Below are 16,880 nucleotides of genomic sequence, written 5' to 3'. Positions count from 1 at the left end.
TCAATATATACGGCGTAAATTAAAAGTAAAAAATGGGGTTGGTTAACATAAAAAACAAGACGGTTTTCAAATGCAGCAATTGCGGATACGAATCCTCGAAATGGGTGGGGCGATGTCCGGAGTGCGATAGCTGGAATACCTTTGAAGAAAGGGAAATACAAAATCAAAAGAACATCAGGTCCACAAGGGTAACAAAGCCCATAGTAAAGCTGACTCACGTTAAGGCTGGTAACAGTGACCGTATTGTAACGGGAATCAGTGAGTTCAACAGGGTTATGGGCGGAGGAATAGTCAAGGACTCAATAACTATCATCACAGCTAAACCCGGTGCAGGAAAATCTACACTACTTTTGCAGGTTGCTGGGGATGTTGCTTCAAAAGGGCTGAAGGTACTTTATGCATCCGGTGAGGAAAGCGAAAGCCAGATAAAAAGCAGAGCCGACAGGATTTTTAGTAAGATTCAGGATAGTGTGTGGGTATATTCTGACAATAGCATGGATAATGTACTAAGTGTTGTATCAGAGGTAGACCCGGATCTCTTAATAGTGGACAGCATACAGACATTTGTGCTGGAAGGCTTCCCCGGCTCCAGAGCAGGTTCTCCTACACAGACCATGGAGTGCGCCAATGAACTTCTGAAACTGGCGAAAGACCCTGTACGACCCAGAGCGGTTTTTCTGGTGGGACAGATGAATAAAAGCGAGGAAATAGCCGGACTCAGGGCCCTTGAACATTTAGTGGATGCAGTGTTGATATTGGATGGTGATAATGAAGAGGAGCTCAGAGGGCTTTCAGTATCAAAAAACAGGTTTGGCAGTACATGGGAGCGGGGCTATTTTTCCATGACTGAAAACGGCCTGGAATCAATAGATAATCCGTCAGAGTATTTCATGACCACCAGGGATAAAAATGAAAAAGTGTCGGGAAGTGCACTTACCGTTGTAAAAGACGGTTCACGACCGATTATAGTAGAGATAGAAAGCCTTGTATCAAAGACATATACGCCGTTTCCTTCCAGAATCGGAGAGTGTGTGAGAAGAGAACAGCTCAATACGCTGATATCCATACTTGAACAGAGGGGGAAAATATCTCTGTTTGATAAGGATGTTGTTATAAAGACCACAGGGGGCTTGAAGTTTAAAGAGCCTGCTGTAAACCTGTCAATAATAATGAGCATTGTATCTTCTGTTTTTGATAAGGAGATACCAAATGACACTGCTTTCATAGCCGACGTGGGACTTACGGGAGAACTGAAAAAGGTGCCTTCCCTTGAATTGAGAATCAGGGAACTTGACAGAAGAGGATTCAGACATGTTTATGTAGCTAAAGGTGCACTTATAAGATCGCTTGACATAAAGAATATAAAAGTACATGAAGTAAAGTCTATTCAAGAAGTAATAGGTATGGTTTTTAAATAATAAAAATTTGTTATATATATCAATTTATTGTAAAATAGTCTAGGGTAAATATAAAGAATAGAGTCAAATGGAGGAGCAGTTTAAAATGAGGTTGGAGAGATTAAAAAATGACAGCTTTTTAGATGTTTTAAGGATGATGGCACCGGGAACTTCACTCCGAGAGGGCCTGGAAAACATATTAAAGGCAAAAACCGGTGCCTTGATTGTAATCGGGGACTCTCCAGAGGTAATAAAGATAGTTGATGGCGGATTTACCATAAATAAACCTTATACCTCATCACACCTTTATGAACTTGCAAAAATGGACGGAGCAATAGTGGTCAGTAAGGACTTAAAGGTAATTCTGTATGCAAATGCACTCCTCATACCTGACGCTAGTATAGTAACCACTGAAACAGGAACCAGACATAAAACAGCGGAAAGATTTGCAAAACAGACTGGTGAGATTGTTTTATGTATTTCCCAAAGACGAAATGTTATTACCCTTTACAAGGATAACAGAAAATATATATTAAGGGATACTTCCACAATACTAACCCGTGCAAATCAGGCTTTACAGACTCTGGAAAAGTATAAAAGCGTACTTGATGCAGGAATAAAGAATTTAAATGTACTGGAACTTGAAGATATAGTTACACTTAACGATGTGGCATATGTTATCCAAAGAACAGAGATGGTAATGAGAATAGTTGACGAGATTGACAGGTACATTTGCGAACTGGGCAATGAAGGAAGACTTATCAGTATGCAGCTGGAGGAACTTCTTCAAAACGTAGAGAACAATGTATGGCTTGTTATAGAGGATTATCAAATAAAGAAAGACGGGCAAAATACAAATGATATAATAAAACAGCTTCGAAATTTGTCAAATGATGAACTTGTAGACCTTGCATGCGTTGCAAAATTATTGGGATTCTCAGGAGCCGCAGTTTCACTGGATACTGCCGTTTCACCAAGAGGATACAGAATGTTAAGCCGGCTGCCAAAACTTCCTGTTACCATAATGAAAAATATAATTGGTGAGTTTCACAATCTTCAGGGCGTAATAAAGGCAAGTATAGAAGATTTGGATAAAGTGGAAGGCATCGGTGAAGTACGTGCAAAATCAATTACTGAAGGCCTCTCGAGAATAAAGGAACAGACTATAATGGATAAAAGGTCAATATATTAGCAGTTATCAGGGAAATAAAATCAAGGGATTAACATATTTGTTAATCCCTTTTAATCATCTCAGATTATATTTGCCGAGCATCCGTATTCTGTCATTTTCCTTTAAAATAATATCATAAAGATTTAAATCCAATGAGTTGCAGATGGAAGCCAGATAAAACAGATTTCTTCCAATATCACGTTCTATCGCATCCCTGCAATTGTCACATAAAGTACCTTCAATATGCCCGTTTACAGAGTTCTTCATTTCATCAAAGCTGGCATCAGCAGGAATATCCTGTTTGTGGGCATTGATGGTCAAACAGCCACATTGAGTAACAGATTTAATAACCGCTCTGTTTACTCTGGAATTCGAATCCTGATATTTCGTAATTAAGTCTAGAATACTCCTATTTCTTACAAGCAGTTCCTGTGCAGTGTATTGAAAATCATCTACAAGTATATCCTTCATGTGATTCACCTCAGTATTTAGATGTCTGACTTTATTATACTTTTACCTATTAGTACTGTCAAACCCCAAAAAACAATATTTAACAGAATTAATTTTAAATGTTAATAGATTTGTTTGATTTTTGACATTAAATATTCTTTGTAGTATACTTAAATTATTGAGACAATTTTATATAAATTAATCCAAACGCACTCAACTATAGTATTAGTGCGTTTTAGTATTTTTTGTTTTATTTTTATTAACAGCTTGACTGAATATAGATTTTTCGTTTAGATTCATAAGAGCTTTTGGATATACAAATAGTGGATAGATTTGCGTTATTTTTTATGGAGGAATGCTATGTATAACGTAGGAGATAAAATTGTATATCCCATGCATGGTGCGGGTGTTATCGAATCCATAGAGGAGAAGGAAATACTTGGGAAGAAATGCAGCTATTATGTCATGAAAATACCTATCGGTGATTTAAAGGTTATGATACCTACCAACAACATTACTGATATAGGCATAAGAGGCGTAATAAGTGTTTCTGAGGCTGACAGTGTCTTTAATTTTTTGAAGGACGGCCAGCATGAAATTCCATCCAATTGGAATAAACGCTATCGCGAAAATATGGTCAAAATTAAAAGCGGCGACATTTTTGAGGTAGCTGATGTTGTAAGAAGCCTTATGCAAAGAGAAAAGGAAAAAGGGCTTTCTACAGGTGAAAGAAAAATGTTAAGCAGTGCCAAACAGATATTAATAAGTGAATTGGTTCTTGTAAAAGGCATTAATCAGCATGAAGTTGAGATTAAAATCCAAGAGTACCTTTACGGCTGAAAAGGCCTTTGAAGGAGAATGAATGTGCTAAACAGGATTATTAAAATATCTTTTTCTATTCTAGGAGCTATTACCGGGTTTACTATTTTACATACAATTTTATCAATGAATATAAAAATCGGTGAAAACTTAAAGGTACCATTAGTGATACTGTTTTCATCTGTTTTTTGTGCCATTTTTTATTTTATGGCGGCTAAGATAATTGAAGTGCTTACCGGTTTCATTGATAAGATTGAAAAAGGTATACAGAATGTAACAATGTCAGAGCTGGTTCTGGGGGCCGCAGGACTTATACTCGGACTTATCGTTGCAAATCTTGTAAGTATACCAATAATAAAAATTCAGATAATAGGGCTGCCCTTTGCAGTAATTATAAATATATTGTTTGGACTTATGGGAGTTATCCTGTCCCAAAGAAAGAAAAATGAAAGCATAGCAGATATTTTTAAAGAACAGTCTTCCGCTCGTAATAAGAAACTTGTAGACACATGCACAATTATTGACGGGAGGATTTTTGATATATTCAATGCAGGGTTTTTAGAAGGTGACATTATAATTCCGGCATATGTCCTTGAAGAATTAAGGCATATAGCTGATTCTCCCGACGGGCTAAGAAGAGCCAGGGGCAGAAGAGGATTAGATATCCTTAATCTGCTTCAAAAGGAAGGTAATAATATAGTAAGAATAGACGAAACAGATTTCCCTGATATACAGGAAGTTGATGAAAAACTTCTTAAAACAGCCCAGAAGCTTAAATGCAAGCTTGTAACAATAGATTACAACCTTACAAAAGTTGCGGCTTTAAAGGGAATACAGGTTCTCAATATAAACGACCTTGCCAATGCGGTTAAGCCCGTTGCTCTACCCGGGGAGGAAATGAATATACTGGTTGTGAAAGACGGAAAGGAAAACGGGCAAGGTGTAGGGTTCTTGGAGGATGGAACCATGATTGTAGTGGACGGGGGTAAAAAGTACCTTAATCAGACAATCCCGGTAATGGTAACAAGTGTACTTCAGACATCTGCAGGCCGTATGGTTTTTGCAAAACCCAGTATAAGTGATTAACTTTACACAAGATATGGAGGCATTTCGATTTGGACTCAAATGATATATCTAAAAAAGTAACTGCTATTATAACTGCAGCAGGAAAAGGTACAAGGATGAATTCCAGTATTAATAAGCAGTATTTAAAAATAGCCGGTATACCTGTACTTGCCAGAACAATAAGTGCATTTGAGAGGTGTTCTGAGGTTGATAATATAATACTTGTTGTTAATGAGGATGATATAAATTTTTGTAAACATGAAATAGTTGAGGAATTTAATTTTACAAAGGTAATATCCCTTGTAAGCGGAGGTGCTGAACGTCAGAACTCGGTTTATAAGGGACTTTGTTCTATTAGGGATAAAAATGGAGTTGTATTGATTCATGATGGTGCAAGACCATTTGTAACAAATGAAAACATCGTGGATTGCATAAATGCCGCAAGAGAATACGGCGCTTGTGGAATCGGGGTTCGGTCAAAGGATACTATGAAGATCTCAGATGAAAACGGTTTTGTACAGTCAACCCCGGACAGAAGCAGTCTTTGGAGTATTCAAACGCCTCAGGGCTTTATGTATGATATTATAAAGAATGCCCATGATAAAGCCGTACAGAATGGCTATATCGGAACGGATGACATGGTTTTGGTTGAGAAATTGGGCATATCGGTTAAAATTGTGGAAGGCAGCTATCAGAATATAAAAATTACTACTCCCGAGGATTTAATAATGGGAGAGTCTTTACTTTCTTCAAGTAAATAGCGTGAAGGGAATGTGATTTATGGGGAGCTTAAAGAGTCTGCTTAAAATAATACCATTTATCAGAAAGTACCGTTTATTTTTTTGTATAGGCATTACAGGTACTATATTGTGTTCACTTGTTTCTGTTCCCATACCTTACTTTATCGGGTATATACTTGATAATGTAGTGGCAGGGTCTAAGAGCTACAAAGAATTATATTATTATGTCGGATTAATTGCATTGCTATATGTGCTCAGGTATGTTATTTCTTTTGTAGCCCAGTATATGTTTGCGAAAGTAAGTAATGAAGTTACCAATGAAATGAGATATTCCGTAATAGGCAAAGTTCTGGATTTGCCAATGAGTTATTTATCAAATACGGAAAAGGGATACATACAAAGCAGAATAGGGGAATGCGGCAATGTCAGTGTTGTATTTTCACCGTCAAATATAGGATTGGTTCTTGGTTTGGTTGATGCGGTGGCAGCGGCAATAGCTATGTTTTCGCTGAATTTCAGATTAGCTTTGGTAGCCGTTATTCTATCACCTGTATTTTACTTTTCCTCCAGGGCGTCAGCCGGTGGATTCATGAAAGTAACCCGCCAGATGATGGAATCAAATGCTGTTTTAAACGGAGAATGTTTTGAAATAATCAACGGGATTGAAGATATAAAGGTACTAAACGGAAAAGAAAACCAGCTGAAAAGGTTTAAAAACAAGCTGGACGACCTTGTAAAGAAAAGTATAAAGCAAAGTAAATCAATATTAGTTTTTATAGAGAATATTACAATTGCCAACAATATGGGAACTCTTTTAATACTGCTGATTGCAGCAATTCTTATTATAAGAGGTCAGTTTACAGTAGGTTTATATACTTCTTTTTCACTTTACATAGGAAGGGTTTTTGGCGCAAGTCAGGGGTTAGCAACAGTGGGAACCACAATAAAGCCGGCATGTCTGAGTATTGAAAGATTGTATGAGTTGTTGGATATGAAGGGCGAAAATGCCGGCAAAACGGAGAATATAGAAAGTAAAATTGATTCCATTAAGGTACAAAATGTATCATTCAGATATAACAGCAATTCCAAAAACGTTATTAATTCATTAAACTTTGAAATAAACAAAGGCCAAAAAGTCCTTTTACGTGGTGAAAACGGTTCGGGAAAATCAACACTCATAAAGCTGCTGGTTGGATTGTATACGCCGGAGGAAGGGAAGATACTTTTTAATGATACGGATTTATCCACTATAAATAACATAAGTCTTAGGGATAGAATCGGTATTGTGTCCCAAAGTATTTTCCTGTTCAGAGGGACTGTTCTTGATAATATACTATACGGTCAGAACGAAAAGAAGCGAGAGGATGTTGATCTGCTGATAAAACAGCTGAATCTTGAATCTTACATAAGCAGGCTTCCAAACGGCTTGGATTCAGAAATATCCCAGAATACGGCCGGAGTTTCGGGTGGACAGGCACAGGTAATTGCTTTTATTCGGGCAATGCTTTTGAACAAGGACATTGTAATACTTGATGAGCCTATTTCAAATGTGGACGTGGAAACACGGGATATCATACTAAATATTTTAAAGAATAATGAATTTAAAGGAATTCTTATTGTCGTCTCCCATATAGTAGATAATATGGAATTTATAAACAAGATAATAGAATTTTAGCTAAAAGAACAGCTTAAAGAGTCTTATTTGACCATTTAAGCTGTTTTTGTAAGTTTTTATATTGCAGTAACTATACAAAAAGCCTGTACGCCTTTACCCTGACCAAATGCGGTCAGACCTTCACCTGTTGTAGCTGTTATTCCTACACAGTTTTCAGGAATAGCCAAAAGTTCAGATATTGACTTCCGCATTTCGGCAATCTTGGGTGATATTTTAGGGTAGGAACACTCTATTGAAATTGAGACGTGTACAACCTTAACATCAACCAGATATTTGAGAGCCTCCCTCAAATATTCGGAGCTGTCTGTAATTCCTCTTTCAAGGCACATTTCATCGCTTATTTTTCCAAGTATGTTAACGCAAGTTACACCGGATATTGCGTTGGTAAGTGCATGGAGAACTACATCTGCATCGCTGTTTCCATCTAATGGCGTTACATCATCAAAAACCACGCCGCCTAATATAAACTTTTTAGTATTGTTTTGAAAATCAAATTTGTGGCTGTCCTGGCCTATTCCAACTTTCATAGTATTCTCCAATTCTTTAAAAATGTACACAACACATTATATTATAACCTTTGAGGCCCGTGCAAGTGCTATTGACATACCATGGTAAATATATTATATAATAGTAGTTAGAACTTTTTTGACGTATCTGTCGGGCTTGTTAAATAAGTCGGCGGGCAGATTATTGATTAACAAATATAAAATTAAGTGTTTAAATACAGTATTGGAGGTAACGATGGCTAAGGATAAAAAACTGGTAGAAGAAATAACTTCTATGAATGATGATTTCGCTCAGTGGTATACCGATGTTATAAAGAAGGCTGAACTTGTAGATTACTCAAGTGTTAGAGGTTGTATGGTTATCAAGCCTTATGGGTATGCAATATGGGAAAATCTTCAGAAGGCATTGGATACAAGATTTAAGGCTACAGGACATGAAAATGTTTATATGCCTATGTTCATACCTGAGAGCTTACTGTTGAAGGAAAAGGAACATGTTGAAGGATTTGCACCTGAAGTTGCATGGGTAACTCACGGAGGAGACGAAAAGCTGACAGAAAGGCTTTGCGTAAGACCTACATCTGAAACCCTGTTTTGCGAGCATTATTCAAACTCTATCCAATCCTACAGAGACCTGCCAAAGCTCTACAACCAATGGTGTTCTGTAGTAAGATGGGAAAAGACTACAAGGCCGTTTTTGAGAACACTGGAATTTTTGTGGCAGGAAGGACATACTGCACATGCTACAGCTGAGGAAGCTCAGGAAGAGACCATAAAAATGCTTAACGTGTATGCTGATGTTTTGGAAAATGTACTTGCAATCCCTGTTATAAAAGGAAGAAAAACCGAAAAGGAAAAATTTGCAGGAGCCCATGCTACCTATACAATTGAAAGCCTCATGCATGATGGTAAGGCTTTACAGTCGGGTACATCCCACAATTTCGGTGATGGGTTTGCGAAGGCTTTTGATATTCAATATACAGATAAGAACAATCAACTCCAATATGTACATCAGACCTCATGGGGCGTAACTACTCGTCTAATAGGTGCAATCATAATGGTACACGGAGATGACAGCGGTTTGGTGCTTCCTCCTGCAGTAGCGCCTACACAGTTGATTATAATACCTGTTTCTCAGCATAAGGAAGGTGTTTTGGAGAAAGCAAATCAATTAAAAGACAAGCTTTCCGCTAAGTTCAGAGTAAAAATGGACGACAGCGACAAAATGCCCGGATGGAAGTTCAGTGAATACGAGATGAAGGGTGTTCCTATGCGTCTTGAAATAGGGCCTAAAGATATCGAAAAGAATCAGGCTGTATTGGTAAGAAGAGATAACAGAGAAAAGATATTTGTTTCTTTGGACAATCTGGAAGAAACAGTTGAAAACACTCTTGCAGACATACAGAAGTCACTTCTTGAAAAAGCCAGAGAGCTAAGGGATAAGAAGACTTATACTGCGACAACTATTGATGAGTTTGAGCAAATCATAAATACTACACCCGGCTTTGTAAAAGGTATGTGGTGCGGCGACCGTGAGTGTGAAGATCTGGTTAAGGAAAAGACAGGTGCAACGGCAAGGTGTATGCCTTTTGAACAGGAGCAGCTTTCAGACAAATGTATGTGCTGCGGAAAACCTGCGAAATCAATGGTATACTGGGGTAAGGCATATTAATTAACAATACTAAAATACAAAACAGGCTGGGCATCATATATTATGATGTCTGCCTATTTTTTTGTTCTTTTTCATTAATATTTCTCAATATTGTAAATAATTATGGAAAACATGTCAATACTATCAACATAAGGCTATTTATCCAAATATAGTTAGTTAAAAGCAGGAGGGGTTGCAGTGAAAACAAGGAAAAAAGCAGCGATAGTATTGAGTATTATGGTTTCCGTATTTACATTTTTACCTGTTAGTACATTACAGTACAGGGTAGATGCATCACAATCTTATCAACAGGTGGCTTCAACAGCCGGAACGGTTACGGCACAGGATGTACATTTACGTACAGGCCCGAATACCAAGTTTGACAGTCTGTGCAAACTGAAAAAGGGACAGAAGTTAACTGTCATGGGAAAGCTGGGAGACTGGTATGCAGTCTATGACAGTGCCAACGGAAATATTGGGGCAGTATCATCCCGGTATTTCAAAGTTATCCAGCCGAAGAAAGCTGCAGTAAAAACAAAGCAGGTCAGTACAGTTAAAAACACCGTTAACACCACTGCACAGCAGACTGTCGCAGCTAAGGTTATAGATGTTTCACCTGATGAAAAGGCTATGCTCGATATGGTTAATAATGCAAGAAAAGAACAAGGGCTGAATCCTCTGGTTTTTGATGAAGAACTTGTGAAGTTAGCCAGAATGAAGGCAAGTGATATGAAAAATAATAATTACTTCAGCCATACATCTTCATATTACGGAACTCCATTTGATATGATGAAAAAGTACGGTGTAAAGTTCAGTGTTGCAGGTGAGAACCTTGCAGGAAATCAATCAATGGAAAAGGCTTTGACAGCATGGCTTAAAGAAAGCGGAAACAATCTATACAACAAAGAATTTACCCACACAGGAATTGGCGTTGTAGAGAGTCCCACATACGGTAAGCTGTTTGTAGAAATGTTTATGAAGAAGTAAAACAAAAAAACTTCAATCAATTGATTGAAGTTTTTTTTTCACAGTTTTTTACTCTGATTATCGGCTACCTGTTTCAGACTAAATGGCGGGTCGATGGAAATGGTTTTCTTATTCAGATAATTTAAATGTCTCGCAGAGCTTTGAAAATCAAAAGTAAGCCTGGTGGCACAAAGAAGCTGGTATTTGGCATTATACTGCTTGTTTTCGGTGTTTTTGCCATATTTGCCGTCTCCTATTATCGGATGGCCATAATAGGCAAGATGAGCTCTTATTTGATGGGTTCTGCCTGTAACCAGCTCTACCTCAAGCAAACTAAGGGAATTCAAAGACTCCATTACACGGTATCTGGTTATTATCTGAACGGAATTTCTGGTTTTCTCAGAGGTTATAAATACCCTGCTGAGCTTTTCGTTTTTGTCCAGATAATCAACCAGTTCTGCTTTCTTTTTTTCCATTTTACCTGATACAATGCAGCTGTAGTACTTCTGTATTTCTCTGTCCTTTATTTTATCCAGCATAACTTCAAGAGTGGCATTATTTTTTGCAATAATCACAAGTCCGCTTGTATTTCTGTCAAGTCTGTGGCATAAGGCCAGATTTGACCCGTATATGCTTTGAAGTTTATCAATCAAAGTTGCTTGTTTTTGGTTTTTATCGGGATGAACAGGAATTCCTGCTTCTTTGTTTACAATTAAAAGGTTGTCATCGTCATAAACCACTGAAAAACCTTCGTCGTCACGGCCAAACAGATAATCGTCAATAATATATACATCTATCTTGTCTCCGAAACTGACGATATAGTCCTCTTTTATGCGCATTCCATTTACTTTTATATCCTTTTTGCGAAGTGCCTTGTATAACATACCCGAAGCTAGATTGGGGAAAAAATCACGTATTACCCTGTCAATCTTTTTACCTTCATGGTTTTCTTCTGCTGTAATTGATCTCATATTAACTGTTTGTAATAATCCTTTCTACAATATTGTGAAATCTGACACAATGTTCTTTGGCTGCAACCGCGGAACTTCCTTCAGAAATTATTTTAAAGGCTGGAGTATCGGCATCAGGTATTATAAGTACCCAGCCGTCTTCAAGGTATAGCTTAATCCCATCGAGAAGTTCAGCTTTTTTGTCTTTATTGTCATTTATTATTCTTCGCATTACCATACCTTTTAACTCCCAGGGACAGTAAATGCTTTTTTTGTCTATGTAGATTTTGGGGATTTCCAGAAGCAGTTGGTTTAGGGTTATTCCCGATGCACACATGTATTCAATTATTTTAACAAGTCCTGCTATAGCATCAAAATTAAGTACAAGCTGGTCAGAACCGGCTGAGCTGCTTCTTTCACTTAAAATCTCATCCATAACCGCCTGTAGGCAATTTTTGGTTCTTTTTACAACGCAACGGTATCTTGAAGCAAGCCTTTCTATTACATCAGAACTTGTAATAGGTACATAAAAGGTGGTTCCCGGTGATCTTTTAAAAATAATAAGGGAAATAAAAGCCTCAAATAAATCATCTTTTACAACAATCCCTTCTCGGCTTATCAGAGTAAGATTTTCACCGTTACTGTCAATTATAGCACCAAATTCGCAATTAGTTTCAACTAATACTGAAGTTACCGAGGATATATCAGAGTAGCTTTCATGGCATATAGTCTGGCAGCCCATGTTTGTAAGCATAGGGCCCACAATGGATGAAACAAAATCAGATCTGGAAAATATACATATTCTGGGGCTAAGCTGCTTTATAGCATTTACATTGGTGTTCTGCAGGAGGTTTTTAACATAATAGCTGCTGAAATCAGTAATGTTATTTAATCTTCTAATCTGTTGGGATGAGCATCTTTTAAAATCTTCACGGAGGAAGGAATTTTCTATTTTTCGTTCAGAGAACTTGCTTATTGAAGTTCCTCTTGAATCCATAAAATCCACTCTTATTAAATTGGGATTATCCATATCAGTTTTTATATGGATTCCCCCTTCTGCTTTTAGAAAGCCTATGGCGTACCGGGATATAGGAGTCAGAAGGCTGCTCATATTAAATACTTCAATACCTACAGAGAGTATTCCGGAAATAAAAGCATGCTTGAACATCCGGGCAGAGTTTGAATTAGTTGAACTGACTACAACTTTAGAACCTGTTTTAAGGTGAGAGCCATAGGCAGCCCCAAGTCTGGTAGCGTATTCAGGGGAAATATCTACATTTATAATACCTGATATACCGTTTTCTCCGAAAATCTTACTATTATGCTTTGCCCCCCAAATCATGTTTCTATCAACTATGGCAAGAGGCTCTACAACTTTTTCCGGCCACAACCGTATATTGGGCTTTATTATAGACCTTTCATTTATTTTACAACCTTCACCTATAACAGAATTTTCGAATACTGAGACGTAATTTTTAAGATTAACATGATTACACAGTATTGCACCTCTGAGTTCGCTTCCATTCTCAACATAGCAGTTGTCCCATAAAATACTTCTTACTACGGATACATCATTTTTGACAATTGTATTATTGCCCATAACGGTATAGCTTCCGATAACTGAACCACTGCCTATTTTGCAGTTGGAACCTATAACACACGGAGCTATAATCCGGGCATTTTTATCAATAACCGTACCGGGGCCAACCCACACATCCTCATTAAATTGGTCGCCAATATTTATTTTTAGTTTTCCATTGAGAATATCGCAATGGGAGTTTATATAAGAATGTGTATCACCTATGTCGCACCAGTAGTCATTAGTGACATAGCCAAAGATTTTCTTGGATGAAGAGAGGAGAGCAGGAAATACATCCCGACTGAAATCCGTATTTTTACCCGAATCAATATAGCTCAGAATTTCCGGTTCCAGTATATATATACCGGTGTTAACCATGTCGCTGAAAATCTCACCCCAGCTGGGCTTTTCAACAAATCCCTTTACAGAGCCGTCCTCATCCGTTAAAACGACTCCATATTCCAGAGGGACATCAACCTTTGCAAGTATAAGTGTGGCAATGGACTTTTTGGATTGGTGATATTTCAGAGCCTTATCAATATCCAAATCAGTAAGAGAATCACCGCTTATTACAATAAAGGTCTCATCTAAAAAGTCTCTGGCATTTTTTATCCCGCCTGCAGTGCCTAAAGGAGATTCTTCAAGAAAGTAATATATATTTACTCCGTGAGAATGTCCGCTGCCAAAGTAGTCTTTGATTATTTGAGGATGGTACAATAAAGTTATACCAATGTCTGTAATACCATAACTTTTTAATAAACCAATAGTATGTTCCAATACAGGTTTGTTCATTATAGGAACCATCGGTTTTGGTAAATCACAAGTAAGGGGTCGGAGCCTAGAACCTTCGCCGCCTGCCATAATAATAGCTTTCACACTATCACCCCGCATTTCTGGTATTTGATGCTACTGGTTAAGTTTTCCTATTATATAATATTCATCTTTTATTGTAATAATCCTTTAATATTTTAATGTCTTCAACCCCAAAACTCTCCTCAAGCACAGAAACCGCATTTTGTTTATTATGAGGCTCAACTTCAACTACCACTTTTACAACAGTTGACGGAAGAGCTCCGGGAAATTTTTTAATTAACTGTTTCTGGCTTATACCGATATGAAGACCAAATTCAGTAGTGGTCAGGTATGCCTTTCGTATTCCGTTATCCTTCAAACTGCCCAGTACGTTTTTTGCATCTGATAAATTGGTATATAGAAAAACAAGTTCTTCCTGCATAATCAGCCAGCCTCCTTGATTTAGTTACAAATAGTATTTGTAACATTGCAAGGAATTAAGCCGGTTTTTTCTGTTAATCCTTAAACGTAAACATCTTATTCAGCAAAAAGCTTACAAGGGTATAAAAAACCATTCCTATAAGCTGAGAAATATTTTTTTCAATATGAATTGTTTCCACAAGCAGAATAACAAATCCCAGCTGTACGGCATAGCACCCTGCAAACACCAATGCAAACCTTATGAACTGGCTTAATGTGGACTTCTGATTACCTTTGAATGTCCAGGATTTATTTAAAATAAAACTATTAATAAACCCGCAAACATAGCCTGCACCGTTTGCAAGCTTGTAGGAAACACCAAAAGCATTCTGAAGAACAAAAAGTACTATCATGGTGATAAGTGTATTAATTACGCCCACAAGGCCATATTTTATCATCTGCCCTATAACATTGCCGAATTTATCCTTCAGGATACCGAAAGAGTTCATTATATTCATCACCCTTTTTAAACATATTTGCGTATTATATAAGTATATATAATACTATGCAAAATCCTTAGTTGTCTAATAATTTTACCATAAAAATTGCCTGAAAAGCCAGGATGGTGAAAACTGCACTAATATAATTTGATTGGAGATAGAATATGTCTAAATTCATGAAAAAATTTTCACTTCTTGACACAAGGAAAAACCAGATTCCTTTCAAAAGGAATCATTTTCTGCATGCTATGATGACTACCTATTTTATAGTTTTTATCATTTTATCAATAAAACCTGTTAATACTTTTGAATGGTGGTATGAAAGTATTATTCCCCTTTTCGTAATAGTAATGCTTGGATTTTTATATACAAAAAACAGGCTTACAAATACTGCTTATTTCTGTATTCTGACGGTATTAGTTTTGCATGCAGTAGGGGCTCATTTTACCTATGCTGCCTGTCCTATAGGAGCTTGGATTAGCAGATTTCTGGGTATGCATAGAAATCATTTTGACAGAGTGGTTAATTTTGTTTTCGGTCTGCTTATTTCAATACCGGTTTTGGAAAGTATATATTACAGGCTGCGAATCAGATATATTGGTGCGTGTATGCTTTCTGTGATAATTATTCTGGCGGCTGCAGCACTCTATGAGATTTTTGAGCTGTTTTCAGCAATGTTTTTAAGTGAGGGACGTATTGAAATTTTTATGGGCTTTCAAGGAGATTTATGGGACTGTCAGAAAGATATGGCATTGGCCATACTTGGAGCATTTATTTCAATGTGCACCTGCATAATATTAAGGATTAATAAGAATCATAAAATATATATGGTAAAATGCCGAAAAAATTAGTTTAAATGGAGAAACAAATGATATTCAGACTGGGATTTGTAGCTATGACACTGGACCTTGAAGACTGTTCACCATCAAGAACGGTAACATATGCCGTATACAATAAGATCAAGGATGAAGCGGGAAAACGTGCAAGATTGGATAGGGTTGCAAAATGCAATATTAACAATACCTTGAGGATTCTCAAAAACAGTCTTGCATTAAATATAAAAGTGTACCGTTTGACTTCAAAACTAATTCCCTTAGCTACTCACGGTGAATTGAAGGATTGGGATTATGTATCAGACTTTCATGACGAATTTGAACGTCTGGGTGAATATATACGAACCAATAATTTCAGGATAAGTGCACATCCTGACCATTTTACAATACTCAACCCAATTAAGCCTGAAATTCTGGAATCCTCGATTCGAGATCTGGACTACCATGTAAAGCTTTTCGAGGCTATGGGATTAGATGATTTTAGATACAAACTGGTTTTACATGTAGGGGGACTGTACGGGGACAAAGAAAAATCCATTGACAGATTTAAGGAAAACTTTTTGAAGCTACCTGACAGGATTTCAAAAAGAATAATTCTTGAAAATGACGATAAATGCTTTACAGCAGCCGATGCCCTAGAAATTTGTGAAGATTTGAAAATTCCCATGGTATTGGATGTTCATCATCACAGATGTGTTAACTATGGGGAGGAATTGGGAGACTTGCTTGACAGAATATTCAATACATGGAATTCGGAACTGGACCCGCCCAAAGTCCATTATTCCAGTCCCAAAAGTGAAAAAGAGTTTAGAAGTCATGCTGATTATGTTGACTTATCTGAATTTATGGATTTTCTTCATACAGCGAAAAAGGCAGACAGGGATATTGATATAATGCTGGAAGCAAAAATGAAGGATAGGGCATTGCAAAGGCTTTCTGCAGAGCTTTTGGAGATTCCGGAAATTAACAGATTGGACAAAGCAACTTTTCGGATATAGCAAACAATCCTGCAAAAAGTTGGTTTATAATTTTTATATGGTTTGTATAAAATAATGCTGATGGCTTGCAAAGCAGTCATTAATACTAAAGGTGAAATAACTTAAAAAGGGGTGCTGTATATGGATAAAGGTAAACCAAAAAGCAGTGACAATGAAAAACTTACATTTGAAAACGACCAGCTTGGAGAAAACAAGGATAATAGAGAAGTAAGACAGCAATCATGTGACTGCAATAAAGAAAGCAAGTAATCGAAGGTACCACAAAAAATAAGAATCGGCTTATATGTCGGTTCTTATTTTGTTTAAGTACCGGTTCCTTTTCTTGCGGGAAAAATTAATATATAATATCTATAATTGTTATTGAAACA

Annotated in this window: 17 protein-coding genes; 11 read left to right on the top strand and 6 right to left on the bottom strand. The window is 37.1% G+C overall.

What is annotated here, in order from left to right; all coding sequences use genetic code 11:
* Positions 1–32 precede the first annotated feature (32 nt).
* Together radA and disA are read left to right on the top strand one after the other, a co-directional pair.
* Positions 33–1,418, top strand: a complete 1,386-nt coding sequence (gene radA / locus L323_RS24080) for a DNA repair protein RadA (protein ID WP_020814210.1) — start codon at positions 33–35, stop codon at positions 1,416–1,418.
* 85 nt (positions 1,419–1,503) lie between these two features.
* Positions 1,504–2,589 carry a DNA integrity scanning diadenylate cyclase DisA gene (gene disA, locus L323_RS24075; protein ID WP_020814209.1) on the top strand — a complete coding sequence of 362 codons (1,086 nt, stop codon included), beginning with the start codon at positions 1,504–1,506 and terminating at the stop codon, positions 2,587–2,589.
* Between the two features lie 54 nt (positions 2,590–2,643).
* Here the strand turns inward: disA and L323_RS24070 are convergent, their stop codons facing one another.
* Positions 2,644–3,039 carry a hypothetical protein gene (locus tag L323_RS24070; RefSeq protein ID WP_020814208.1) on the bottom strand — a complete coding sequence of 132 codons (396 nt, stop codon included), beginning with the start codon at positions 3,037–3,039 and terminating at the stop codon, positions 2,644–2,646.
* Between the two features lie 339 nt (positions 3,040–3,378).
* Here L323_RS24070 and L323_RS24065 point away from each other — a divergent pair, with 339 nt between their 5' ends.
* Genes L323_RS24065 through L323_RS24050 form a run of 4 tightly spaced genes read left to right on the top strand, consistent with a single transcriptional unit; the run spans position 3,379 to position 7,317 of the window.
* Positions 3,379–3,858: a CarD family transcriptional regulator gene (locus L323_RS24065; protein WP_020814207.1), complete on the top strand. Its 480-nt coding sequence runs from the start codon at positions 3,379–3,381 to the stop codon at positions 3,856–3,858.
* 24 nt (positions 3,859–3,882) lie between these two features.
* Positions 3,883–4,923 (top strand): PIN/TRAM domain-containing protein, encoded by a 1,041-nt coding sequence (locus L323_RS24060; protein WP_020814206.1) that lies wholly within the window; start codon positions 3,883–3,885, stop codon positions 4,921–4,923.
* A 29-nt stretch (positions 4,924–4,952) separates the two neighbouring features.
* Positions 4,953–5,663 carry a 2-C-methyl-D-erythritol 4-phosphate cytidylyltransferase gene (gene ispD / locus L323_RS24055; protein ID WP_020814205.1) on the top strand — a complete coding sequence of 237 codons (711 nt, stop codon included), beginning with the start codon at positions 4,953–4,955 and terminating at the stop codon, positions 5,661–5,663.
* 19 nt (positions 5,664–5,682) lie between these two features.
* The gene (locus tag L323_RS24050; RefSeq protein WP_020814204.1) at positions 5,683–7,317 is read left to right on the top strand and encodes an ABC transporter ATP-binding protein; all 1,635 of its coding nucleotides are present in this window, start codon (positions 5,683–5,685) and stop codon (positions 7,315–7,317) included.
* A gap of 56 nt (positions 7,318–7,373) precedes the next feature.
* Here the strand turns inward: L323_RS24050 and ispF are convergent, their stop codons facing one another.
* A complete protein-coding gene (gene ispF / locus L323_RS24045) occupies positions 7,374–7,844 on the bottom strand; it encodes a 2-C-methyl-D-erythritol 2,4-cyclodiphosphate synthase (protein ID WP_020814203.1) in 471 nt (156 codons plus the stop codon).
* Between the two features lie 214 nt (positions 7,845–8,058).
* Here ispF and proS point away from each other — a divergent pair, with 214 nt between their 5' ends.
* Positions 8,059–9,495 (top strand): proline--tRNA ligase, encoded by a 1,437-nt coding sequence (proS, locus tag L323_RS24040; protein ID WP_020814202.1) that lies wholly within the window; start codon positions 8,059–8,061, stop codon positions 9,493–9,495.
* A 177-nt stretch (positions 9,496–9,672) separates the two neighbouring features.
* On the top strand, positions 9,673–10,461 hold the full coding sequence (locus L323_RS24035; RefSeq protein ID WP_020814201.1) for a CAP domain-containing protein: 789 nt from the start codon (positions 9,673–9,675) through the stop codon (positions 10,459–10,461).
* 38 nt (positions 10,462–10,499) lie between these two features.
* On the opposite strand, the gene L323_RS24030 is transcribed toward L323_RS24035, so the two are convergent.
* From L323_RS24030 to L323_RS24015, 4 genes are all read right to left on the bottom strand, one after another.
* Entirely contained in the window at positions 10,500–11,411 is a 912-nt protein-coding gene (locus tag L323_RS24030; protein WP_020814200.1) for an RluA family pseudouridine synthase, read from the bottom strand.
* A gap of 1 nt (position 11,412) precedes the next feature.
* A complete protein-coding gene (locus tag L323_RS24025) occupies positions 11,413–13,860 on the bottom strand; it encodes a mannose-1-phosphate guanyltransferase (protein ID WP_020814199.1) in 2,448 nt (815 codons plus the stop codon).
* 46 nt (positions 13,861–13,906) lie between these two features.
* The gene (locus L323_RS24020; protein ID WP_020814198.1) at positions 13,907–14,203 is read right to left on the bottom strand and encodes a hypothetical protein; all 297 of its coding nucleotides are present in this window, start codon (positions 14,201–14,203) and stop codon (positions 13,907–13,909) included.
* Positions 14,204–14,276: 73 nt separating this feature from the next.
* Positions 14,277–14,690: a GtrA family protein gene (locus L323_RS24015; protein WP_020814197.1), complete on the bottom strand. Its 414-nt coding sequence runs from the start codon at positions 14,688–14,690 to the stop codon at positions 14,277–14,279.
* 155 nt (positions 14,691–14,845) lie between these two features.
* On the opposite strand from L323_RS24015, the gene L323_RS24010 reads away from it, so the two are divergent.
* The 3 genes from L323_RS24010 to L323_RS41880 all read left to right on the top strand — a co-directional run bounded on the left by L323_RS24010 (position 14,846) and on the right by L323_RS41880 (position 16,761).
* Complete coding sequence (locus tag L323_RS24010) at positions 14,846–15,532, top strand: DUF2238 domain-containing protein (RefSeq protein WP_020814196.1); 687 nt, start codon at positions 14,846–14,848, stop codon at positions 15,530–15,532.
* A gap of 17 nt (positions 15,533–15,549) precedes the next feature.
* Positions 15,550–16,512: a UV DNA damage repair endonuclease UvsE gene (gene uvsE / locus L323_RS24005; protein ID WP_020814195.1), complete on the top strand. Its 963-nt coding sequence runs from the start codon at positions 15,550–15,552 to the stop codon at positions 16,510–16,512.
* Positions 16,513–16,632: 120 nt separating this feature from the next.
* Positions 16,633–16,761, top strand: a complete 129-nt coding sequence (locus L323_RS41880; protein ID WP_020814194.1) for a hypothetical protein — start codon at positions 16,633–16,635, stop codon at positions 16,759–16,761.
* Positions 16,762–16,880 lie beyond the last annotated feature (119 nt).

This window comes from Ruminiclostridium papyrosolvens C7 (assembly GCF_000421965.1).
Taxonomy (GTDB): Bacteria; Bacillota; Clostridia; order Acetivibrionales; family DSM-1351; genus Ruminiclostridium; species Ruminiclostridium papyrosolvens_A.
The sequence above is the reverse complement of the archived record's forward strand: the minus strand, read 5'-3'. Positions and strand labels throughout refer to the sequence as shown.

Excerpts from the sequence above, each read along its gene's own strand:
- radA (WP_020814210.1), top strand. The coding sequence starts at position 33 with ATGGGGTTGGTTAACATAAAAAACAAGACGGTTTTCAAATGCAGCAAT.
- disA (WP_020814209.1), top strand. The coding sequence starts at position 1,504 with ATGAGGTTGGAGAGATTAAAAAATGACAGCTTTTTAGATGTTTTAAGG.
- L323_RS24070 (WP_020814208.1), bottom strand. The coding sequence starts at position 3,039 with ATGAAGGATATACTTGTAGATGATTTTCAATACACTGCACAGGAACTG.
- L323_RS24065 (WP_020814207.1), top strand. The coding sequence starts at position 3,379 with ATGTATAACGTAGGAGATAAAATTGTATATCCCATGCATGGTGCGGGT.
- L323_RS24050 (WP_020814204.1), top strand. The coding sequence starts at position 5,683 with ATGGGGAGCTTAAAGAGTCTGCTTAAAATAATACCATTTATCAGAAAG.
- ispF (WP_020814203.1), bottom strand. The coding sequence starts at position 7,844 with ATGAAAGTTGGAATAGGCCAGGACAGCCACAAATTTGATTTTCAAAAC.
- proS (WP_020814202.1), top strand. The coding sequence starts at position 8,059 with ATGGCTAAGGATAAAAAACTGGTAGAAGAAATAACTTCTATGAATGAT.
- L323_RS24030 (WP_020814200.1), bottom strand. The coding sequence starts at position 11,411 with ATGAGATCAATTACAGCAGAAGAAAACCATGAAGGTAAAAAGATTGAC.
- L323_RS24025 (WP_020814199.1), bottom strand. The coding sequence starts at position 13,860 with ATGCGGGGTGATAGTGTGAAAGCTATTATTATGGCAGGCGGCGAAGGT.
- L323_RS24020 (WP_020814198.1), bottom strand. The coding sequence starts at position 14,203 with ATGCAGGAAGAACTTGTTTTTCTATATACCAATTTATCAGATGCAAAA.
- L323_RS24015 (WP_020814197.1), bottom strand. The coding sequence starts at position 14,690 with ATGAACTCTTTCGGTATCCTGAAGGATAAATTCGGCAATGTTATAGGG.
- L323_RS24010 (WP_020814196.1), top strand. The coding sequence starts at position 14,846 with ATGTCTAAATTCATGAAAAAATTTTCACTTCTTGACACAAGGAAAAAC.
- uvsE (WP_020814195.1), top strand. The coding sequence starts at position 15,550 with ATGATATTCAGACTGGGATTTGTAGCTATGACACTGGACCTTGAAGAC.
- L323_RS41880 (WP_020814194.1), top strand. The coding sequence starts at position 16,633 with ATGGATAAAGGTAAACCAAAAAGCAGTGACAATGAAAAACTTACATTT.